The organism is Nostoc sp. DSM 114159 (genome assembly GCF_053470285.1).
In genome coordinates, this window is sequence record NZ_JBPFEH010000001.1 from 2000087 (window position 1) to 2023381 (window position 23295).

A 23295-nucleotide genomic window follows, 5' to 3' on the forward strand; every position below is an offset into this window, starting at 1 on the left:
AAAATCCAAAATTGCCATGTCCCATCCTTTCCCACCACCACCAATTAAATCCTTGGAACGCCTGCAAGCCGCAGACGGCTTACTAATCAATGCGGAACGCTGGCGCACAGCCCATGAATATCACCGGAATCGGCAAAATGCTCAATATCAAAGTTTAAATCAACCTGGAATTGTCTGCGGTTTAGGCGTGCGAGATGTAACTGCCCCAAGCCAAGTTGAAGCTAGATATCGAGATGGACGTTGGGTACAAATTCAACCTGGGATTGCAATTGATTTAGCAGGTAATCTAATTGTTGTACCGACTTCTTATGATTTTCCGATCGATTTAGAAGTAGTAAGTTCTGAACCGCTCATGATCTACTTAGTAGTTAGCTATGTAGACCCTGATGAATTGCGGCGCGGACAACAAAGAGATATTGTTCAAGAAACTTATCGAATTGACCAAATAAACTCTACACCAGCCAGTTCAGAAATAGAAATATGTCGAATACTCTTACAACCAGGACATACTGACATTACCCAACCTGCGGATGCTTTTTTCCCTGGATATAATAATATTGATTTGCGTTATCGTCGTCAGGCACAAATGCGTCCTCAAGCACTTGTATGTATGGCGCAGGCGACTCATAGCGATCCTGAATGTGCGCGTAATTTTTTCAGCCTTTCATATTTATTACAAGCAGTAGAACCTCTCTACCCAAGTTTGCGGGGGGCTGATGAACCAGGTCAGGTTTCTTTAGCAGAAAACATCCAAGACTATGACATCCTTTATCTCACAGGTGGACAGGCTATCTCTTTAAATAGTCTCGAATTTGAATCCCTCAAAAATTATTTAAATTTAGGTGGTGTACTTTTTGTTGATGCGCCAACAAATGCTAATCCTCTAATTGAGAGTACTCAAGCTTTGGCACAACAATTAGAGAGTCCTTTAAGACCTTTAGAAGAATTGCAACGGAGTCATCCTTTAAGGACAAAACCTTTCTTATTTGCTGCTTTACCAATGGTTAATCAACAACAAATTAAACTTTTAATTGGTGGAGGAATTATTTTAGCCATTGGAGATTTAGCAACTGCTTGGGGGCTGGATAGAGATTTGAGTTTACCCAGATTGACCATTCGGACAGCTCAGGAATTAGGGATTAATATTCTTCACTATGCTTGGAAGCGGCGACAGTTAATTGGATTGCAACAGGAAGATAATTCAGGGCAGTGGTGAAAGGCAAGTTAGTAAGCTGGATATTGCTGTTCAAACCCAAGACTCTAAAGCGAAAGGGTGAATCTGGTGAATACGTTGGAAATCATTGTCCGTTGAGACTGCTGTTGGATGAGATTGGGTTCACCGAAGATGATGCGACTACAGTGATTAGTGTCAAGCAGATACATCAGAATTCAGCCTGCGAGCGGGTGTCATAAACAGACTGGAGACATTTTTCAAAGTCCTCACCTTGCCAGGTACCAGCAAATTTCAGCAAATCTTTAGCTTTGGAGCCACGCAGTATTGGTTCCCCATCTTGGATAATGGCACTTGCTGGTTTAATACCAGAGCTATTTTTTCTGGTTTTGAGATATTCGAGATAGTCGAGAGTTTCCTCTAGAATCGATTCTGGAGCGGTTTCGATCGCAGCAATGAGTTGTTCCTTAATAGTGGTCATGGGGGCACTGGAAGATTGATTGTGGATATCTTGATTCTGCATCATTTCCCACCATTATTTCTGAAACCAAAGATAGCGATGCCTGCGGTGGTAACAGAGCTTGCGTTGCCCTGAGCTTTGTCGTACCGCTACGGGGAAGCAAGCTACGCGTACTGTCTCCAAGAGTTGGGTCGAAGTGTAAACCTACACACTTCATTATCCAAAGGAAGCAGTGACAGTTAGTTGTTTGGACATTGCTTTGATCGTATTGAAATAGATGCCAACATTTTTAAGCAATTTCCACCTACAATATAAAGTTGGAATTATTGAGTCTGGTTATTTGCGATCGCACTATTATTTTTGTCATGTTCGAGTTCTCTCATGAGAGAATCAAAACCACTAGTATTGTTTCCACTTTGGGCAAATAAAGACCGAATTTTATTAATTATCGTACTCATACTGTTGGAGAAAAACTGACCGAGATTATTAACAAAGTTTTTCAGTTTTTCAAAAATTGTCACCTCTACAGTAGAATACTTATTAACAATTGGATATACAATTTTTCCTTTTTCTGTTTGATAGTATTCTTGTTCAGGCATCAACATTGATGTGAGTGGTTGCACCTGTTTTGCCATATCAGCTTCGGTTCGTTTATTGCTAAGGAATAAAACATCATAAATTTTTCCATTCCAGCTAGCCCAATAATGGTTTTGGAAAAACCATCGTTTTCCATCATCACAATTAGGTTTTTTACCTTGGTATGGCGTAGCTCCAGCTTCACTCAAAAAAGGTTTGGCGATACTTTCAATTGTGATTTTTTCAATGCCAAAATATTCTTCTGCAACTTTTTTAAAAGCACGAGCTAATGTCTGACAATCTCCTTCTGGAGAGCCTTTTAAGAGCGTTTCTGGACTCTTGCTTACCATTGTGTATTGAAATTGGATATTTACAAAGTTTTTGAAAAGTTGTTCCAGTATTTTATCTTGTGGCAATGTGTCATCTATACCATTGACTAGTGTTTTGGCTAGTGAATATTCTTGTAAAAATTTTTGTTTTTTATCTGCTGACTTATTTGCTGCTAATATTTCTTCAGACTTTGCTTGTTCGTTCTGATTAGCTGGTATTGTCTGCTGTGCGTCCTGGTTTTGCAGAGGAGATCGATTAATTTGGTTGACTACAGAAGTAGCGACACTATCCGCCTCTTGTTCGTATCGATCTTCTGATTGACCAATAGTCAGTTTTGGCTGTATTTCTCCTATTGACACGCTATCAACACGTTTTATCGCCATTTTGCTCAAGTTATGACCAAACTGCAAAGAGTGTTCCTTGCCTTGCTGCAAAGACTCATTCATCTTTGTTTGCAACACAGTGAGTCGCTCTTGTCCCTCTGGCGCGATCGTGCCATGCTTGGCTTGTATTTGGAGTTTCGTTGCCTCAAACTGATATTGTTGAAATTTCTGATTTTCTACCTTTGCCTGTACTATAGGCTTGTTGGAGCCAAGTTGAGAGTGGGTAGTTAATAAATGCGATTGCAACTGACTTTGCTCTGACGAATAAGCGGATGAGTCAGCTTTTTTGTGGATTTGTAGCCGTTCTTTCATCGCTAGTTTTAAAAGTCAATAGTGGGTAATCTATATATTATGTCACTTACTTAAAGATCCCCGACTTCTTAAATAAGTCGGGGATCTGCGGATTGCGATAATTTCTACTGGGTTAAGAACGCCGTACATTCAAGCAACACCATTCTTTGCGTTTCCACAGGGTAGCGACAACCCAGCCATTTTCTTCTAAAGCGTCAGCAACAGCTTTAGATTGTTCTAGTAAAATACCACTGAAAATTGCCCAAGTTTCAGGTTTAGCGATCGCACTCATTTCTGGAAGCAATTCAATAATCACATGAGCCAAAATATTGCAGACAATACCATCCACTGGGCTTTCAATTAATTTTTTCAAAACGTCTACACTTCCTTGTGCAGGCAGTAAACGTTCTGGGCTAATATGATTCAGCGTACCATTACTGATAGTTGATTGCACCGCTAAAGGGTCAGTATCCACTGCATAAACTTTCTCAGCACCCAATAACAGCGCCCCAATGGAAAGGATACCAGAACCACAGCCAATATCCGCAATTACCAAATGTTCGTGTTTGCCACTATTACCCACAAAGGACTGCGGAACTCCACTCAGCCGCATTTCCAGGGATTCCAAACATAGCTGGGTGGTCGCATGATTACCTGTACCAAATGCTACACCAGGATCGAGGCGAATTACTAATCGTTCGATTGTTTCTGGTAATGGTAGCCAAGCTGGGTTAATTAGGAAGCGATCGCCTATTTCTTGTGGATGCCAATATTGTTTCCAGCTAGTCGCCCAATCTTCCTCATCAATTAACTGCCATTGCAAAGAAGGAGATGAAACTCCTACACAGAGCGCATCTTGACGCAGCCATAGCGACAGCGCTGCTAAATCTAAAAGCTGTGTTTGAATTGTCGGCAGATAAGCCCTGACTAAAGATGAATTTCCTTTGTTTTCACTAGCCGTACCACGACAGCCAAAATCTTCCAGTCGCCAAAAGATCGTATCTTCTAGGTCTGGTTCACATAAAATATTTAGTTCCCACCAGGTGTTTGCCATATAATTTTAAATTTTAGATTTTAGATTTTAGATTAGGGACTAAGTAACGGTTAATGACCAATGCGAAAAACAATGAGCAATTAGCCATTACCAATCCAAAATCCCTTCGGGTTCGGCAGTCCCCCAGACGCTCGATGACTCGCTAACGCTGCGCTATCGACGGGAACCGCCAAGACGGGGGCTACCTCACCAAAATCCGCAATCCAAAATTAAAGTGTTACTGTATACGCGTCCCGAATACCAGGGACTTTTATAATCTCATTCAAAATGCCCTCTGGTAAAGGATCATCTATACTCAGAGCCATTACCGCATCGCCACGGACGATTTTACGACCTACTTGCATACTGGCAATATTCACATTAAAACTGCCGAGTAGGGAACCAAGTTTGCCGATAATCCCTGGCATATCGCGGTGCAGGGTAAACAACATATATTTGCTAGGTGGGACGTTAATCGGGAAACCGTCAACGTCGGTGAGGTGGATTTCCCGCTCACCCAACAAAGCACCTGTGACAGAATGAGTACCTAAAGTACCTGTGGCTTCTAGATGCAGTGTACCAGCATAGTCTCTAATCGAAGCATCGCGGGTTTCAATTACCCGAATTCCGCGTTCTTTGGCTTCTATGCTGGCATTTACGTAATTTACTCGTTCCCGCAAAGCTTGGTAAAGTAGTCCTTTGAGGGCAGCGACGATTAAAGGCTGACTTTTATTGGTCGCGAGTTCCCCTTGTAGTCGAATATTCAGTACTTCTACCCTTCCACCAGCTAGTTGTCCTACTAGATTACCGAGAGTTTCTGCTAGTTGCATATAGGGTTTGAGTTCTTCCAACACATCGGGGCCGAGTCCGGGAATGTTGACGGCTGAACGTGCTGGTAGTCCTAAAAGGACATCGCGAATTTGTTCGGCAACATCAATGGCCACATTCACTTGAGCTTCTGTGGTAGAGGCTCCCAAGTGGGGAGTGAGGATGATTTCTTTACCTAGCGATCGCAATTCCGATTCACCCAGTGGTTCTGACTCGAACACATCCAAGGCTGCACCGCCAATTTTACCCGCTTTCAAAGCTGCTGCTAAAGCTACTTCATCAATGATCCCACCACGAGCGCAGTTGATAATCCGGGCTGTCGGTTTCATTTTTGCCAGAGTTGTGGCATTGATTAAGTGGGTAGTTTCTGGGGTTTTTGGAATGTGGAGGGTGATATAGTCTGCTTGCTGGAAGAGTAAATCTAGTTCCACCAACTGACAGCCAAGCTGTTCGGCTCGTTCTGTAGAAATAAAAGGGTCGTAAGCTAGGAGTTTCATTCCCATTGTCTTAGCTACCGCCGCAACATGGGAGCCAATTTTACCCAAACCGACAACGCCGAGAGTTTTTTTGTAGACTTCCGCGCCGACAAAGCTATTGCGATCCCACGCACCGCGTTTTACCGAAGCATTAGCATCGGGGATATGGCGAGACAAAGCCAAAATCATTGCTAGCGCGTGTTCGGCAGCGGCTATTGTATTTCCCTCTGGAGAATTGACTACGACAATTCCCCGGCGGGTGGCAGCAGGAACATCCACATTATCCACACCCACACCAGCACGACCGATGATTTTTAGCTGAGTGCCGGCTTCAATGATTTCTTGAGTAACGCGCGTACCAGACCGAATCATCAGCGCGTCATACTCACCAATAATTGCGATCAGTTCTGCTGGTTTTAGACCTAGTTTGACATCAACAGTTGCAACTTGCGAAAGAATGTCAATTCCAGCTTGGTCAATCGAATCAGAGACAAGAACCTTAGACATGATTACTTCATTTAAAGCTACAGGTTTTGCTGCACAAGACTTTTTAGTTTAGTCTTTATCTGTCGCAATTGAGCAAAAATTATTCGTTTGAATATCGACTTAACCTTAACTTACACTATCTGGTGGTGGTATCAAAGCATGAGTTGCTTTTGGTGGATACTGCCTCCTAAGTATTTGAAGGTGAGTGGCTATTTGCATCATCCTGTCGCTAAATATAAAGCATGAATAGCACTAAGCACCGATATATTTATTAATAGTTAAGAGTTACCAAAATTTTATCGGCTGAAGCAACTTTCTGAGTGGGGTAAAAATGCCTGTATTCTTGACTGGGCTGCAATTTTAGATCGGGCAATGCTATAGACAACCACCAAACGAGCGAGTAACTATTATATCTATCAAATCTTGGCTATTTCTAAATACCACAAGTGGTATCCCTTAGTCAAAGCAAAATATTGCAACTTTTATCCCAAACAGGCGTTTAAATTCACCAACCGATCGGCTTTTGATTTGTTGGTATCGCATATTACCATTAGCTTTCTAATAAAACCTCCATCTTACCATAAAATATTTGTGCAAGAGTCTAAGGAAGTCGTGAAAGCTTTCTGAGTAGTTTGATGTTCTATTGAAAATGAATAAAGCTCAATGATCTAAAAATAGTTACTTCCAAAAGATTGAAGGCAAACAGGATTGTAGCTATCTTTAGAACTAGTAATTTTTGTTTTTTTATTCCTAAAGATTAAACTTAATCAATGCAAATCGTAGATAAAAATATATCAACAGCTTTGTATTATTTTTTCAGTAAGGTTAGCCCTAGAAAACAACAATAAATAAAAGAACAAATGCCTAGATTAGTAGGACAACGCTCTCATACTGGAGCGAATATCACCAGCTTAATCATTCTGCTCGCCATATTTGGGGTACTTTCCGAATACTTTGGTGTGATTGATATAGTTCCCGGCTTTGGACGAGAAGGACGATATTTTCAACTGAAGTTTCGGGCGACTAACGAACAAATAATTCAACAACCAAATCAATAAAAAGACCAGGGATATATAATGCTTAAAGGTAGTGATATTCTCGATAAAGTAGTCGTCACCTACGACACAGGTAAGAAAATTGTCCGAATCATCGATTTAATTGTCGATCGGGAACGCAATCAACTTTTGGGTTTTCTAGTTGCAGAGAAGGGACTGTTTCGAGACGCAAAAGTGATTCCTTTACAAGAGGTACAAGCCATCGGGTCAAATGCGATCGTAGTTAACTCGAAAGAATCTGTTGTGAAGGCACATCGTGTCCCTGTAATTAAAGAGATTCTGCACCAGAATATCGTGTTGAGAAAAAAGAGAATTCTAACTACAGAGGGACTCGACCTCGGTGGATTGGTCGATTTGTTCTTTGATGAGCATAGTGGACTGGTGGAAGGATACGAAGTTTCTGGCGGTGTATTTGCCGATGCTTATTCGGGGCGATCATTCGTTCCTGCTAGCGAAACACTGAAAATTGGTGATGATGTTGCTTTTGTACCTCCAGAAATTGCTCAATTGATGGAAGAACAGGTTGGTGGTATCAGAGGAGCCGTTCAGGCAACTGGAGATAAATTGCAAGACTCGGCCCAGAGTACTAACCGCAGACTGCAAACAGCAGCTCAAACTATGAATGAGCAACTACAAAGCTCGGTAGAGAAACTGAACCGAGAGCTACAGTCAGCAAGCCAGAATGCAGGTGAGCAATTCCTTGCCGCAACTGATGCTACTAGCAGCAAACTACAAGACTTCAATCGAGATGCAATTGCCTCCCTGACAAACAATTTGGTCGATCCTGCCGAACAAAAGCTATATGTGATTGGCAAGTGTGTCCAGTGCGATGTGCTGACTCCAGATGGGAATGTACTGCTACTAAAAGGTCAAGAAGTCACCCTAGTCAATGCAGAAGCGGCCGATCGCCTGGGTATCCTTGATGAACTCTATCGAGCCACGGGTGGCAGTCTGACTGCCAACATCAGCCGCAATTTACAAGCAGCAACAGAATCTGTTAGCAATCGAATTGGCAGCGTAACTCAGAGCAGCGCCGCTAGTCTGCGTCACTCAGTTGATTCCTTGGCAGCAAATGTAGCGATCCAGCAGGCAAGAGGGCGCAGAGTCCTGCGAACAGTGCGTACTGACGATGGCTTAATTATTGCCGCATCTGGGCAGATTGTGACAGAATCCCTTCTCGATCGCGCTCAGATTTACGGTAAAGAAGCAGAATTACTGAACGCTGTCGGTCTGAATCTGGCAACCGCAGTCCGTTCTACTGCAAGTGACAGATGGTTAGAAAACAAAGTTCAACTGGACGATCGAGTAAGCATCGCTCAAGAGAACCTCAACACTTTCTGGCAAGCTTTGAAAGCGCAGGCAGAAAAGTTACAAGAACGCAGCAGACGGGCAATGAAAAATCAACGGATTGAACAAGCATTGGGTCGTCCAGTTACCCGTGTCATTCTTGACCCAGAAGACAACGTGATATTGAATGTAGGTGAATTGATTACACATCGCGCCGTCAGTCAAGCTGAAACAAGTGGAGTTTTGAATATCTTACTAAGTTCGGTCTATACCAAGGAGCCACAAATCTCTGACAAAGAGTCACGTGCTTCAGAACATGGAACGGCGGCCTTAGTACATCATGGTAATAGGCGATCGCAACTTGAATCCAAATCGATCTTGTGACTTTGGCCATAAAATAATCAGGTCAAGATGGTTATTTATCGTGTGCGAGCAAGTTAGGTAGAACAAAAATATGCGCTAACGACTGATTTGTGCGATCGCAATAAAATTTCTACATCACATGCATTTTTCCTGGGATAGAGATTGCGATCGCAAAGGATTTAAGAGATGCTCTCAATCTAATGAGAGAAATTTGAGCAAGTCATGATGTTTTAGGAATTTTTATAATCACTTGAAAGCGGTTAAATTACAGCATAATTTTGAATCCTGAATTATTACAGAAAAACTATTGTTTTTTAGGAATAACGTTCCTGATTCCACTTTTAGCAGAGACAGTATCACCTTTGTAGCGAGGGATGATATGAATACTGGCGTGCATAATATTTTGACCAGCAGAGCGATTGATATTCATTCCTACATTAAAACCATCAGGTTCAAATTCTGCTTTGATAATTTCTTGGACTTTGTTCGCCATAAACCAGCAAGCAGATTGCTCTTTTAATGGAAGTTCAAAATAATTGCTAACATGAAGTTTGGGAATAACTAAAACATGACCTTTACTTATTGGATAGCCATCAAAAATAGCATAAGCTGTTGCTGATTCAGTTAATAATTTTAGATTTTTATGAGGATTACAGAATATGCAATAGTTAGATGAATTTCGCTGATGATTATAGTGAACATACTCATATATTTCTCGATATTCATCTAAGCAAATTGAAGTAAAGGGAAGTCTTGCAATACACTGATAAGTAGGCTTTTTGTGAACATAATGTTCTCGAAATCCTTCTCTTTTGATATCCCTTCTTACAGCATAATAAGCTTTGCCTCCTGGTTTTAATAAATGTGATACTTCCATTAAGACATTAGTTTGTTCTTCGGCAAATAAAACATTTAAAACATAAAAGCAAATTATGGTATCAAATTTATTATCAGGATATTCTGGAAAATAATAAGGGTCATAGCCTGTAATATCACAACCTTTTTGGCGCAATATTCTAACATCATTACCAAAGCCACAACCAAAGTCTAATATTTTACCTTGGAGAAGATTTTGATTTAATAAAAACTGTGCCGGAAATGATAAATAACTTCTTTCAATCGCAGTAAGATGGCTGAACTGATTTTTTTGCTGTTTCATAGAATGAATTTTGGTGCTGATGTACCAAAATTATTATTCCCAGCATTTGTTAGGTTATGCGATGTCTACAACGGGCTATTCAAAGTCGAATCAGGGTCAATACCTAGCTCACGTAACTTAGCTGCTAATATATCAGCACGCTGGCGTTCTTGTTCAGCTCGTTGGCGTTCTTGTTCAGCACGCTGGCGTTCCTGTTCAGCGCGTTGACGTTCTTGTTGGGCATTTTTCTGTTGACTGTGGCTACAAGTCCAAAGTTAGAGCCTATCAGCATTTGAGGTTGGATGCGTCCTGTGCTTCCCAAAGCATCGGTAAGCGTAGCAGCGATCGCAGGTTGTTGAATATTTTCCACTGGATCGTCTGGTAAAATGAAGTCGGCTGGAAGTGCTTCCCAAGTAACTATTGGTTCTTTTTGGATGGGGTTAACTTGTAGAACCATAAAATTATTCTTAATATTCATGCACAGTATATAGTTATTTTTAACAAATCTTCAGGTAGTACAGAGGTGCGATCGCAGTATATAAATCCAGATAACATTAAGTTTTGCATGAATAGACTCGCACTCCCTAAAAACCCAGAAATCTAGAAAGATTTCTCGGACTGGTGTATATACTCGTAGTCAAGTACTTAGCAGGCATGAGTATTATGCTGGAATGGTTTATTGACTGGATAGCAAGCAATGCCTTTCTGCATCGGAAATTTTTAGAATATTTCTGTGCTTGGGAGTTTGTCTGGCAGTTTGAGAAAGAAGGCAGTATTTCAATTGAGGATCTCAAAACTGAAGTTTTTGGCAAACACTGGCAAGATGAAACTTGGCATGAGGTATTGCGGCTAATTGCGGGAATGATTGATGTGAAATTTGTTGGTGAAATTCTTGATTACTTGATGGTGCAAGATGGCGAAGAGGAAAAATTTATCAACTTGTTTTTAGCGGCTAAGTGTCTTGCAGAGGTGAGAAATCGGTCGGGAATTGCGTCAGTGGCTAATAAATTATTTGGCAAGGTAAAAGACTTAACCAAATATGACCTCTGGTATTATTACAGACCCTTTGCAAATGCAGAAGAAACTAAGCTAGTTCAAGAAATTCGCATTCAAGCAGTTGTAACAATCGCCGCAATTTGGAAAGATAAACGTGATGCCTTACACTGCCTTAAAGACCGCGCCACTGTTGATAATTATCAGTATGTGCAAGATGCAGCCATCGAAGCATTAGCTAGCAATTTCAAAGATGACCCAGACACCCGCTCGTTTCTCAAAGACTTGACTACTGCTGATAATAAAAACTATGTCAGAAGTGCAGCCATCGAAGCATTAGCCAGCAATTTTTCAGATGACCCGGACACCCGCTCGTTTCTCAAAGAACGCGCCACTACTGATGATGATGATGTTGTGCGAGGTGCAGCTATGGAAGCATTAGCCAGCAATTTTTCAGATGACCCGGACACCCGCTCGTTTCTTAAAGACTGCGCCACTACTGATAATCAATGGGATGTGCGAGGTGCAGCCATCAAAGCATTAGCCAGCAATTTTAAAGATGACCCAGACACCCGCTCGTTTCTCAAAGACCGCGCCACTACTGATGATGATGAGTATGTGCGATATGCAGCCATCGAAGCATTAGCCAGCAATTTCAAAAATGACCCGGATATTCGCTCGTTTCTCAAAGACCGCGCCACTGCTGATGATGATGGGGATGTGCGATATGTAGCCATCGAAGCATTAGCCAACAATTTCCCAGATGACCCGGACACCCCCTCGTTTCTTAAAGACTGCACCACTGCTGAGAATAAATGGTATGTGGGATGTGCAGTCATCGAAGCATTAGCCAGCAATTTCCCAGATGACCCGAATACCCGCTTGTTTCTCAAAGACTGCGCCACTGCTGATAAATCTGAGTATGTGCGATGTGCAGCCATCGAAGCATTAGCCAGCAATTTCGCAGATGACCCGGACACCCACTCGATTCTCAAAGACCGCGCCACTGCTGATAAATCTGGGTCTATGCGATATGCAGCCATTAAAGCATTAGCCAGCAATTTCCCAGATGACCCAGACACCCGCTCGATTCTCAAAGACCGCGCCACTGCTGATGATTCTGATTCTGTGCGACGTGCAGCCATTAAAGCATTAGCCAGCAATTTCGCAGATGATCCAGACACCCGCTCGATTCTTAAAAACCGCGCCACTGCTGATAAATCTGGGTCTATGCGATATGCAGCCATTAAAGTATTAGCCAGCAATTTCAAAGATGATCCAGACACCCGCTCGATTCTTAAAGACCGCACCACTGCTGATAATCAATCTTATGTGCGAGGTGTCGCCATCGAAGCATTAGCCAGCAATTTCAAAGATGACCCGGACACCCACTTGTTTCTCAAAGAACGCGCCACTACTGATAATCAATGGGATGTGCGAGGTGCAGCCATCGAAGCATTAGCGAAACACTTCAGAAATCAGCCTGAGTTATTTGAGATTTACTACAACTGCGCTGTCAATGACCCCTTTGAGCGTAAGCAAGACTATGAAACCAACCCTCGACGCGTTGCATTGGAGATAATTATCAAGCAATTTCCTCAACATCCCCAGACTTTACCACTATTGCGCGACAAAGCAGAGAATGATCCAGATGAGCAAGTGCGAAAGTTTGCTCAAGAGAAGTTAAAGCATTGGGGAAAGTAAATGTAAGCTGAGTATATGCCCAAGAAAATCAGAGAATTGAAAAGCTTGTTGCTATAAGCAGGGTTTACATACCGTCCTGGGAAAGGTAGTCACACTAATTGGTATCATCCCCTACTATCTGGGAGAGTCACTATATCAGGTAAAGACGGGAATGATGCGAAAGCTTACTAAGAGAAAGATGTTAATAATACACTTCAAAGGTTAGAAGAAATTAAAAAGGCTCAAGAGGAAGAACAAGAATGAATTCTCGCTACACAATAATTATTCAGTGGTCTGATGAAGATGAGTGTTTTATTGTGAGTCTTCCTGAATGGGGATTTTGTCATACTCACGGAGATACTTACGAAGAAGCTTTCAAAAATGCTCAAGAAGTTTTAGAAATGCTGATTGAATCATCTTTGGCTGACGGTCAACCTCTGCCAGAGCCAAAAACACTAGAAAAGTCGTTGAAATAATTCGTAATACTTCGACTTCGCTCAGTACAAGTTCGTAATTCTTAATTTGTCAATTTAGAGAAGCATACGGCGATGCCTTCACAGTAGGCATCGCGGATTTTAGATTTAATCTAATCTAAAATCCCAAATCGAGTTACCGATTCACCGCCGCCGCTTCTCTTGCTGCTGCTGCTTGATCTGGGTGAATACCCAAGCGGGTGAGATTAATCCGACCTTTGTTATCAATTTCGCGCACTTTGATAATCACTTCATCGCCTACTGCCACTTCATCCTCAACTTTGCCAACGCGGTAGTCAGCTAGTTGAGATATGTGAATCATGCCTTCTTTTCCAGGCAAGAATTCCACAAATGCACCTATCGGTATAATCCGAGTAATGCGTCCTGCATAGACATCCCCTTCGTGCAACTTACGGGTCATGCCTTGGATGATATTTCTGGCTCTCTTGGCCTTGTTCTCATCCACAGCGGAAATTGTCACGGTGCCATCATCTTCGATGTCAATTTTTGCACCAGTTTCCTCTGTGATTCCCTTAATAGTCTTGCCTCCAGGCCCGATGACCAAACCAATCATGTCTGAATCAATCTTGATTGTTAACAGACGTGGAGCATAAGGTGAGGTTTCAGTTCGTGGTGTATCAATGCAGGCGAGCATTTTCTCCAGAATGTGCAACCGGGCTGCTTTGGCTTGGTGGACGGCTTGGGCAATAACCTCCAAAGACAAACCGGAGATTTTCATATCCATCTGCAAGGCGGTAATCCCAGTATCCGTGCCGGCAACTTTGAAGTCCATATCGCCCAAAAAGTCTTCAATGCCTTGGATGTCGGTCAGAACTCGTACTTCGTCCCCTTCCTTAATCAGACCCATTGCCGCGCCACTGACGGGTTTGAGAATTGGTACACCAGCATCCATCAGGGCGAGGGTGGAACCGCAGACTGAACCCATTGAGGTGGAACCGTTGGAAGAAAGTACTTCCGATACGATGCGAATCACGTAGGGAAATTGTTCTTTTGACGGTATCACAGGTATTAGCGCTCGTTCTGCCAATGCCCCGTGACCAATTTCCCGCCTTCCTGGGGCCCGCATTGGCTTGGTTTCCCCGACTGAGAACGGCGGGAAGTTGTAATGATGCAGGTAACGCTTGTGCTGATCTAGCTGCATGTCATCGTTGAGGTTTTGAGCATCCCCAGGTGTACCCAGAGTACAAGTGGATAATACCTGAGTTAGTTCCCGGTTAAATAAACCGCTGCCGTGGACTCGCTTTGGTAAGACATCAACTAAACAAGAAACCTGACGCACTTGATCGAGTTTACGACCATCAACGCGGACGTTATCTTCGATGATTTGTCGCCGCATAAAGTGTTTGGTAATATCTTTAAAAGTGTTACCAAGTGCTTTTTTATTTGTAGTTGCGGCAACTCGAATTGGGTCTTCTTCTGGCAGTTCGGTAATCGTCGCGGCAATTTCATCCTTGACGACATCTAAAGCTGCATCGCGTTCGGGTTTGCTCAAACTAAATTGAGACAGGATTTTCTTAATCTCGCCACTAGCGCGATCGCGGATATAATTTTCTAGGGTTTGGTCTACTTCTGGTGGTGCTTCTTGCACTATTACTAGACCCAGTTCGGCGATTAAATCTTGCTGCGCTTTGATTAAGTCCCGCACTGCTTCATAACCAAAGTCAATCGCCTCAAGAATATCTCGCTCTGGCAACTGATTGGCTCCTGCTTCCACCATGATCACACCATCTGGTGAACCTGCTACTACCAGATCCAAGTCTCCGGCTTCAATTTCTGCATAAGTGGGGTTAATAATGAAATCATCTCCCACTAAACCAACCCGCACTGCTGCCATTGGCCCATTAAAAGGAATCTGGGCAATCAGGGTAGCAATTGAAGCACCTGTAACTGCTAACACATCGGGTGGCACTAACTCGTCCATCGACAGTGTTAAGGCAATAATTTGCAGGTCATCCCTTAGCCATGAAGGAAACAAAGGACGCAGGGGACGATCTATAAGACGGCTGGTGAGAATTGTTTTTTCTGGTGGGCGACCTTCGCGCCGCATGATCCCGCCGGGAATCCTACCAGCGGCATATAGCCTTTCTTCATAATCTACAGTCAGGGGAAGAAAATCAATGCCTTCTCTGGCTTGCGATCGCGTAGCCGTCACTAAAACGGATGTATCCCCTGATTCTATCAAAACTGACCCACCTGCCTGGGGAGCTAGTAGGCCTACTTTCAGTCGAATATCCCTTCCATCGAAGGATATTGACTTATCAACTTCTGCCATTCAGTTTTTTTTCCTTCTCTTTCGCTATTCTCTTTCTGTGGCAATCCTAACATTTATGCCCTATGGCTGACTTCTAGTACATACAAAGATAGACAAGTCGTTTAACACAAAGTGTGATACAAGATTAGAGCGTCTACTACCTGCCCATTCTCGAGCTTTGCCGCACCCGGAATTCGCCCAATAATTTCAAATCCTAACGACTGCCAAAGTGTAATTGAAGGTATATTAGTCTCAAAGACCAAATTAAACATTACTGCTTCGTAGCCCAGGTTTGCTGCGATCGAAAGCATAGCCTCTCCCATGAACCGTCCTAAACCCCGACCGCGTAATCCAGGTTGTACAATAAAACCAGCGTTGCAAATATGGCTACACCGACCGGGAAAGTTTGGCTTTAAATAAAACGCCCCTAATATTTCTTTTGACTTGTGTGTAGGATCTACAACAGATGTCCTGACAACAAAGGCATCCTTGCTTAACCAGTAAGCTGAAAATTCTGTAGGAGATAGAGGTTGCTTTTGGGGATAAGTTTTACCTTCAACAATTACAACATTGAGTAACGATCTGACAACCTCTTGTTCTTGAGGATGCATATAATCCAGTTCCACTAACATCCCGGTTTTTAAGACTTTAATTAGGGGAAAATTCATGATTAACAATGTTTATATGAAATAATTACTGAAATATTTATTATATTATGAGAAACTTGGGCAATAAATTTTGTTGATAAGATGCAAAAAATCGAATAATTGTGATTTTAATTCTAGAGTTTTGGGAAAATCTGAGTAGTTAGCAAATGGCGATTTTACACTGTAATTGGTTACTAAAAAATCAAAATGGTAGTTTATTTATTTGGGGGGAAACTTGGCGATCGCCACGAGTGAATTTGGAGTTGAATGGATCTGGAAATATCCCAATACATCCATTGGCAATGACATCAGTGGAGTTGAGTGAGTGGTTGCGTTCCCAGAACATGGCAATTACCAACTTCATTCAGCAACCTCAAGTTGCGATGCTTGGGGCAAGCAAAGCGATCGCTACTACTGGGCGAACGCGCAAAGCCGCCAGTGCCACTGAAATCAGTTTGCCAACGCATTCCCAAATCATCGCCCTACCAACTTATATCCCAGAAGGTAGTAGTGAAGGAACAGCAGCAATTTTCCCCGTACATTCTGCTAGCTTGGGCGAAAATACAGACTCACCACAATATTTGCAACCGTGGCGAGTTGAGGGTTTTTGTCTTAACCCCAGCCAAGCAATAAAATTTCTCGCCGCGATTCCCCTGAATGCTGCTAAAGGGGAAGATGCTTTTTTGGGTGGAGATTTACGCTTTTGGTCGCAGGTTGCCCGATGGAGTTTAGATTTAATCTCCCGGTGTAAGTTTTTACCAACAATTGACCGACAATCAGATGGTGCATTTGCTGCCAAATGGCGAGTACTTCTAGACAGTGCATTAGATGGAACCCGCCTAGAAAGATTTTCTGCGAATATACCGTTGGTTTGTCGTACTTATCAGGAGGGATTGGAGACTGGGGAGGAGTTTTCCCGATCCCTACTTTATATAGACTTTCCCACAGAACCTCAAGAATTACTTTTGGGATTTCTCAACAGTACGATAGATGCCCAAGTGAGAGAAATGATGGGTTCTCAACCTCCAATAGAAGCTAAGGCGATTGCATCTTTACCATCTGGGGTGCGACAGTGGTTGCAAGCCTTAACTAGTGGATCTGGTATCAATGCAGATGCACTTGAAGTGGAACGACTGGAAGCGGCATTGAAAGCTTGGACTATGCCGCTACAATACCAATTAACTCTTAAAAGTCAATTTCGTACCTGTTTTCAACTGCGTTCTCCAGAGTCTGGCGAAACAGATTGGACATTGGCGTATTTTTTGCAAGCGGCTGACGATCCTGAGTTTTTAGTGGATGCAGCAACTATTTGGAACAATCCAGTTGAAAGATTGGTTTATCAAAATCGGACAATTGAGCAACCACAAGAAACATTTTTGCGAGGTTTAGGGGTAGCTTCCCGATTATATCCAGCGATGTCTGGCGACAAGACGCAAAGCGCCTACGCACCCAGCTTAGAAACCGAATATCCCCAATCTTCTCGTCTCACCCCCATCCAAGCTTATGAGTTTATCAAAGCTGTAGCTTGGAGATTGGAAGACAGTGGTTTAGGAGTAATTTTGCCTCCCAGCTTGGCGAACCGCGAAGGATGGGCGAACCGTTTAGGTTTAAAAATTACAGCCGAAACCCCAAAGAAAAAGCAGGGACGTTTAGGCTTGCAGAGTTTACTAAATTTCCAATGGCAATTGGCAATTGGTGGACAGACTATTTCCAAAGCCGAGTTTGATAAACTTGTGGCTTTAAATAGTCCGCTAGTGGAAATTAACGGTGAGTGGGTAGAATTGCGACCCCAAGATATCAAGACAGCCCAAACATTTTTTACCACTCGCAAAGACCAAATGGCGCTTTCCCTGGAAGATGCTTTGCGTTTGAGTACAGGAGATACTCAAGCAATTGAAAAGTTACCAGTGGTCAGCTTTGATGCATCTGGGGCATTGCAAGAGTTGATTGGGGCATTAACAAATAATCAAGCGATCGCACCTTTGCCAACACCAACAGACTTTAAAGGACAGTTGCGACCTTATCAAGAACGTGGTGCTGCTTGGTTGTCATTCTTGGAACGCTGGGGCTTAGGCGCGTGTCTCGCCGACGATATGGGACTCGGTAAATGCGTAGCCAATGATACTCTAATAAATATAAATGGGCTGTTACGCACAGCTGAGACAATCTGGACAACTCACGCCAAAGAAACAGAGTTTGACGGCGAAGGATTTTGGTCTAACCCCACTGAGCAATTACTAGTTAATTCCATAAATGAAAAAACTGGCAAAATTGTCCAAGCTAATGTCAGGCGATTGTATCGGCAACAAGTCTGCGAAAAATTGCGAAAAATAACGTTAGAAGACGGTAGCAATATCACAATCACTCATCGTCACAAACTGCTAACAAGTAAAGGTTGGACAAATAACTTACAGGTGGGTGATTACGTTTGTGTACCAGGTAAAACTCTCTGGAATGGGCAATCACAAGACCCTGATTTAGTCAAATTTATTGCTTGGCAGATTGCTGAAGGGCATGAACTACCTGATGTGGGAAGAGTCACAATATCCCAAAAAGACATCAGAGTACTAGAGGATCTACTCCAAACTTGCCAACGCATTCAAAACCGTTATAACCTCAAAATTAACAGCCCTAATATCTCTACCTTCACTAATAAAGTTCCTTGTCTTCGAGTTAACAGTCAAGCCTATCGACGATTCTTAGAAGCTCAAGGTTATGTTTGGGGTAAACTATCGGCAGAAAAATCTATTCCGCCCTTCATTATGCAGGCAGATTTGGATAGCGTGCGGATATTTTTACAAAACTATTTCGATGCTGAGTCTGCTGTTCTTTTTAGGATGCGGAGTATTGAGATTTCTACAGCTTCAACTTTACTAATTCAGCAACTTTCTGCACTGTTGCGACGCTTCGGTATTTGGTTAAGAATATCGCCCAAACTGAAGTTTGCTACTAATGGAACTCGTACTTTACGCACCTACTATATTGGTGTAATTGGTGGAAATTCTGCCCGCAGATTCTTCCAAAAAATTGGTTTTAATAACTCAGAAAAACAGAGTAAATTAGAGCAAATTTGTCAACTGGTCAATAACACAAATATTGAAGGAATTCCTGCTTCTGATATTGTTGCTCAAGCAGTCAGGGGAACGAGGCTACCGTTGCGGCATTTTGGGATGCACAACACTGTTTACATTAATGGCTCACAGCAATTTTCTAGAGATAGTTTACAGCAAGTAATAGCTGGGATGAGCCAGATGATTAGTGGAGAAGCCCAAAAACAATATCAGCTACTAAAACCTTCTAAATGGACAACTCAAACTTTGTCAGCATATAGCAACCTAGATGTAGAACAGTTGAGCTTAACAAGACAGTCTTTGCAATGTCTTCTCGATCGAGAGGTATTTTATTGTCGGATTGAATCTATAGAGGAGATAGATTATGAGGGATGGGTTTATGATTTTGAAGTTAGCGAACATCATAATTTTGTCGCTAATAATATTATTTGCCATAACACTGTCCAATTCATTGCTTTTCTGCTGCACTTGAAAGAACAAGATGCACTAGAAAATCCAACACTATTAGTTTGTCCAACTTCGGTTTTAGGCAACTGGGAAAGGGAAGTCAATAAATTTGCACCAAGCCTGAAAATTTTGCAATATCACGGTGACAAACGCCCAAAAGGAAAAGCATTTTTAGAAGCTGTAAAAAAACACGATTTAATCGTTACCAGTTACTCATTGCTTCATCGAGATATCAAGTCATTGCAAAGTGTCTCTTGGCAGATAATAGTTTTAGATGAAGCCCAGAATGTGAAAAATCCAGAGGCGAAACAGTCAAAAGCAGTGCGGGAATTAGAAGCGACATTTCGTATTGCGTTGACGGGGACACCAGTAGAAAATAGACTGCAAGAACTATGGTCTATTTTAGATTTTCTCAATCCTGGGTATTTAGGCAATAAGCAATTTTTCCAGAGGCGGTTTGCCATGCCAATTGAAAAGTATGGTGATACGGCTTCTTTGACTCAGTTACGTTCATTAGTGCAACCATTTATACTGCGGCGATTGAAAAGCGATCGCGACATCATTCAAGATTTACCAGATAAGCAAGAAATGACCGTATTTTGCGGTCTGACTAGCGAACAAGCTGCACTTTATCAACAAATTGTAGAACAATCTTTAGTAGAGATAGAATCTGCTGAAGGATTGCAACGCCGGGGGATGATTTTGGCTTTGTTAATCAAACTCAAACAAATCTGCAATCACCCAGCCCAATATTTGAAAGAAGCGACATTAGAGCAACATAATTCAGCCAAACTTCTGCGCCTAGAAGAAATGTTAGAAGAAGTTTTAGCAGAAAGCGATAGAGCTTTGATTTTCACACAATTTGCTGAGTGGGGTAAATTACTTAAACCCTATTTAGAAAAACAGTTAGGACGAGAAATATTCTTTTTATATGGCAGCACTAGCAAAAAACAACGTGAGGAAATGATTGACCGTTTCCAACACGATCCTCAAGGGCCACCAATTATGATTCTTTCTTTGAAAGCGGGTGGAGTAGGACTGAATTTAACACGAGCCAATCATGTATTCCACTTTGATAGATGGTGGAATCCAGCCGTAGAAAATCAAGCTACAGATAGAGTATTTCGCATTGGTCAAACCCGGAATGTGCAAGTACATAAATTTGTTTGCACTGGCACTTTAGAAGAAAAAATTCATGACATGATTGAAAGTAAAAAACAATTGGCTGAACAAGTTGTGGGTGCTGGGGAAGAATGGTTGACTGAACTGGATACAGACCAACTTCGTAACTTACTAATACTCGATCGCAGTGCAGTAATTGACGATGATGCAGAATAAGTTCTTAATCATGTAAAAACTAGAAAGACTATTTTGTGTTGCAAGTGATTGAGATATTGCGATGCGATCGCTTACCAAAACGACTTGCATTGAATTGAGTAATCGAATGCGAGATGCTAAAAATAGCACCTCATATCATGTCCGCCTAATTAGTTATGATTCCTGAATCTGTGCAAAAACCAGGAAAACCTCTTTCCCCCTGCCCCCTGCTCCCTGCCCCCTGCGGTCTTAATGATAAGTCTTTAACCGGACATGATATCACAAGGCGTTGCTATGCCCATCCCACAAAACTAGCAAAATCATCCCGCAAAAAATATGCAACGCCCCTCCCAAACCCCGTACTGCTTGGTGATGGCAGAGTGCTAATAAAGATTAAACAATCACAAAATTGTCTTCGGTGAGTGACAATCCAGCACTTAGTTGTGCAAATTTTACCTGAGTAAACCCAGATGTACTACCATCAAGGTCAAAGAACAGTCCACCTGTGGCGCTGTTGTAGATAAATCGCTAAGTGCTAGTGGTTGCAGATGTTCCGATGGTAAACTGACTTGTCTTAAGTGAAGGCGTTGACAACCCGCCACCAAAACCAGCAGCCGATACCCGAATCAGTTCATTAGTGGCGTTGAAGTCATAAAGATTATCAACACCTTAATTGTAACTATTGAAAGCAAAGGTATCAGTACCATCATTTCCATAGAGGGTGTCATTACCTTTTCCACCTGTGAGGATATCATTGCCATTACCACCATAAAGAGTGTTATTGCCTAATGCCTCATAAGCAGAAAGAGTATCATTGCCATCACCCCCAGAGAGTAGGTTCTTGCCTGTAGAGACAGGGGAATTAAATCTCCAGCTTGGTTAAAAAATTTGACAATTGAATACCTAAAATTCGGCGTTGTTGAATTGAAGTATGAATCTGGATGTAGAGACGTAGCACTGCTACGTCTCTACAAGGATTCTGGTATTATGCAAAATCATTTTCATACATGGAATTAGCAACGCCCAAAATTCACACTCGATATTTGGTTTCTTGCGAGCGTCTAAGTTCTAGTAGAAGAAAAAATAGTCAAGTGTTGTTCGGAAAAGATATTTTTATACCCTCCTTGTAGGCTTCTTTGCATAGATATCTAGCTTGAAAATAGAGAACATCTAAAGAACCCAACACTGACCATATACTACCATTTTTACTTAGATATCTTTGCTTAAAGATACATCTTTGTATATTCTTCACATTATTTGCTGATAAATTTATGTAAAAATACCTTGTTTATGTAGTATTAATCTTTTGATAGTCAATCTTGCCGAAGGCTATTACGGACTGATATAACGTTTGTAACCAAGAAACCTGCGAACGCAGAGATTAGTGCTTCCGGCTCTAAAGCGCAAAGCAATCAAATGACCTCTGTTCTCAAAAATTCTCAAATGCTTGAGACATTGCTAATGGATCTGATGGCTGTGGTTGAGATTAAAGGCTAATACTTCTTAGTAAAGAACAAAAGCAGGGTAAAGTTATAATTATTTTATTCGTCTAAGAAGTGCAATGCCTACGGCGGCTTGCGCCTACGGATTTTTTAACTAGTCCTCAATCTCCAGTTCTTTTTACTTTGAGTGAAGCAACCATGACCAATTATACTCTTCAAGCAAGTCGAGAATGGTGGTCGCAACAATGGCTAGATTTGCTAGATTCCTATCGCTTTAAAAAGCGTTTAGAACGTGCCAGAAATTATGCTCGTCAAGGAAATGTTTTGAGCATTGAATTTAAAGGTGCAAAAGTATTGGCTAGGGTGCAAGGTAGTGAAGTAGAACCTTATAAAGTTTCTCTTTCCCTTGAACCATTTACCGATGAACAGTGGGGTTATGTAATTGAAAGCATGTCCCAAAAGGCAATTTTTGCTGCCAAATTACTAGCAGGAGAAATGCCACAAAATATAGAAGAAGTCTTCACGGCTAATGGTCTTTCGATATTTCCATTTACCCTTGGTGATGTCCACAGTAAATGCTCTTGTCCCGATAAAGCAAATCCTTGTAAACACATTGGTGCGATATACTATCAGTTAGGCGATCGCTTCAGTGAAGACCCCTTTGTACTATTTCAATTGCGCGGACGTTCTAAAGAGCAAATTATTAGCGACTTGCGTAAATTACGTAGTGCCAAGATTGAACCTAATACTACAGAAACGGTTGATGTTCAACAGTCAATTACTAATAACAAATACTCAGTAAAAATTGACTCTTTCTGGCAATACAATGAGCCACTAGAGTCATCCTTGGTAGTGATTGTACCGTCTAGCAGCGAGACGATATTAGATGTATTGGGAGCGATTCCCTTAGCAAAGGAAGAGGAAAACGCAGTAAATTCAACTTCGAGTGATGTGGTAATGAAATATTTAAATACCGTTTACAGAGATGTAAGTCAGAAGGCTGTTTTAGCAGCAATGAATGTAGAAGGAAGTTGATAATAATTCGTAATACTCGCCTTCATGCGAGAAGCAAG

Annotated in this window: 15 protein-coding genes and 2 pseudogenes; 8 read left to right on the forward strand and 9 right to left on the reverse strand. The window is 41.9% G+C overall.

Annotation, left to right across the window (positions count from 1 at the left end):
• The first annotated feature begins 16 nt into the window (after nt 1–16).
• A complete protein-coding gene (locus tag ACR5KR_RS08075) occupies nt 17–1216 on the forward strand; it encodes a DUF4159 domain-containing protein (protein ID WP_445627003.1) in 1200 nt (399 codons plus the stop codon).
• A 166-nt stretch (nt 1217–1382) separates the two neighbouring features.
• Here the strand turns inward: ACR5KR_RS08075 and ACR5KR_RS08080 are convergent, their stop codons facing one another.
• The 4 genes from ACR5KR_RS08080 to serA all read right to left on the reverse strand — a co-directional run bounded on the left by ACR5KR_RS08080 (nt 1383) and on the right by serA (nt 6055).
• Entirely contained in the window at nt 1383–1652 is a 270-nt protein-coding gene (locus ACR5KR_RS08080) for a hypothetical protein (RefSeq protein WP_448270126.1), read from the reverse strand.
• 302 nt (nt 1653–1954) lie between these two features.
• A complete protein-coding gene (locus ACR5KR_RS08085; protein ID WP_448266114.1) occupies nt 1955–3232 on the reverse strand; it encodes a hypothetical protein in 1278 nt (425 codons plus the stop codon).
• 112 nt (nt 3233–3344) lie between these two features.
• Nucleotides 3345–4265 carry a 50S ribosomal protein L11 methyltransferase gene (prmA, locus tag ACR5KR_RS08090; protein WP_448266115.1) on the reverse strand — a complete coding sequence of 307 codons (921 nt, stop codon included), beginning with the start codon at nt 4263–4265 and terminating at the stop codon, nt 3345–3347.
• 209 nt (nt 4266–4474) lie between these two features.
• A complete protein-coding gene (serA, locus tag ACR5KR_RS08095; protein WP_445627000.1) occupies nt 4475–6055 on the reverse strand; it encodes a phosphoglycerate dehydrogenase in 1581 nt (526 codons plus the stop codon).
• An 839-nt stretch (nt 6056–6894) separates the two neighbouring features.
• On the opposite strand from serA, the gene ACR5KR_RS08100 reads away from it, so the two are divergent.
• Both ACR5KR_RS08100 and ACR5KR_RS08105 read left to right on the forward strand, forming a co-directional pair.
• Complete coding sequence (locus ACR5KR_RS08100; RefSeq protein WP_448266116.1) at nt 6895–7092, forward strand: hypothetical protein; 198 nt, start codon at nt 6895–6897, stop codon at nt 7090–7092.
• 18 nt (nt 7093–7110) lie between these two features.
• Nucleotides 7111–8760 (forward strand): PRC-barrel domain-containing protein, encoded by a 1650-nt coding sequence (locus ACR5KR_RS08105; protein ID WP_448266117.1) that lies wholly within the window; start codon nt 7111–7113, stop codon nt 8758–8760.
• Nucleotides 8761–9043: 283 nt separating this feature from the next.
• On the opposite strand, the gene ACR5KR_RS08110 is transcribed toward ACR5KR_RS08105, so the two are convergent.
• Both ACR5KR_RS08110 and ACR5KR_RS08115 read right to left on the reverse strand, forming a co-directional pair.
• Entirely contained in the window at nt 9044–9898 is an 855-nt protein-coding gene (locus ACR5KR_RS08110) for a bifunctional class I SAM-dependent methyltransferase/HIT family protein (protein ID WP_448266118.1), read from the reverse strand.
• A gap of 124 nt (nt 9899–10022) precedes the next feature.
• Nucleotides 10023–10334 carry a hypothetical protein gene (locus ACR5KR_RS08115; RefSeq protein ID WP_448266119.1) on the reverse strand — a complete coding sequence of 104 codons (312 nt, stop codon included), beginning with the start codon at nt 10332–10334 and terminating at the stop codon, nt 10023–10025.
• A gap of 197 nt (nt 10335–10531) precedes the next feature.
• Between ACR5KR_RS08115 and ACR5KR_RS08120 the strand changes: the two genes are divergently transcribed.
• The 3 genes and pseudogenes from ACR5KR_RS08120 (at nt 10532) to ACR5KR_RS08130 (ending at nt 13029) form a co-directional block, all read left to right on the forward strand.
• Entirely contained in the window at nt 10532–12574 is a 2043-nt protein-coding gene (locus ACR5KR_RS08120) for a HEAT repeat domain-containing protein (RefSeq protein WP_448266120.1), read from the forward strand.
• Between the two features lie 15 nt (nt 12575–12589).
• A pseudogene (locus tag ACR5KR_RS08125) lies at nt 12590–12817 on the forward strand (type II toxin-antitoxin system HicA family toxin).
• The gene (locus ACR5KR_RS08130) at nt 12814–13029 is read left to right on the forward strand and encodes a type II toxin-antitoxin system HicB family antitoxin (RefSeq protein ID WP_448266121.1); all 216 of its coding nucleotides are present in this window, start codon (nt 12814–12816) and stop codon (nt 13027–13029) included. Before ACR5KR_RS08125 ends, ACR5KR_RS08130 begins: the two are co-directional and overlap by 4 nt.
• A 133-nt stretch (nt 13030–13162) precedes the next feature.
• On the opposite strand, the gene ACR5KR_RS08135 is transcribed toward ACR5KR_RS08130, so the two are convergent.
• Both ACR5KR_RS08135 and ACR5KR_RS08140 read right to left on the reverse strand, forming a co-directional pair.
• Nucleotides 13163–15319, reverse strand: a complete 2157-nt coding sequence (locus tag ACR5KR_RS08135; RefSeq protein WP_448266123.1) for a polyribonucleotide nucleotidyltransferase — start codon at nt 15317–15319, stop codon at nt 13163–13165.
• A gap of 101 nt (nt 15320–15420) precedes the next feature.
• Nucleotides 15421–15966 carry an N-acetyltransferase family protein gene (locus ACR5KR_RS08140; RefSeq protein WP_448266124.1) on the reverse strand — a complete coding sequence of 182 codons (546 nt, stop codon included), beginning with the start codon at nt 15964–15966 and terminating at the stop codon, nt 15421–15423.
• Between the two features lie 146 nt (nt 15967–16112).
• Between ACR5KR_RS08140 and ACR5KR_RS08145 the strand changes: the two genes are divergently transcribed.
• Nucleotides 16113–20801 carry an SNF2-related protein gene (locus ACR5KR_RS08145; RefSeq protein ID WP_448266125.1) on the forward strand — a complete coding sequence of 1563 codons (4689 nt, stop codon included), beginning with the start codon at nt 16113–16115 and terminating at the stop codon, nt 20799–20801.
• A gap of 648 nt (nt 20802–21449) precedes the next feature.
• Here ACR5KR_RS08145 and ACR5KR_RS08150 read toward each other — a convergent pair.
• Nucleotides 21450–21617: pseudogene (locus ACR5KR_RS08150) on the reverse strand (hypothetical protein); the annotation flags it as partial.
• Between the two features lie 803 nt (nt 21618–22420).
• Here ACR5KR_RS08150 and ACR5KR_RS08155 point away from each other — a divergent pair.
• Nucleotides 22421–23257 (forward strand): SWIM zinc finger family protein, encoded by an 837-nt coding sequence (locus ACR5KR_RS08155; RefSeq protein ID WP_445626992.1) that lies wholly within the window; start codon nt 22421–22423, stop codon nt 23255–23257.
• The last annotated feature ends 38 nt before the right edge of the window (nt 23258–23295 follow it).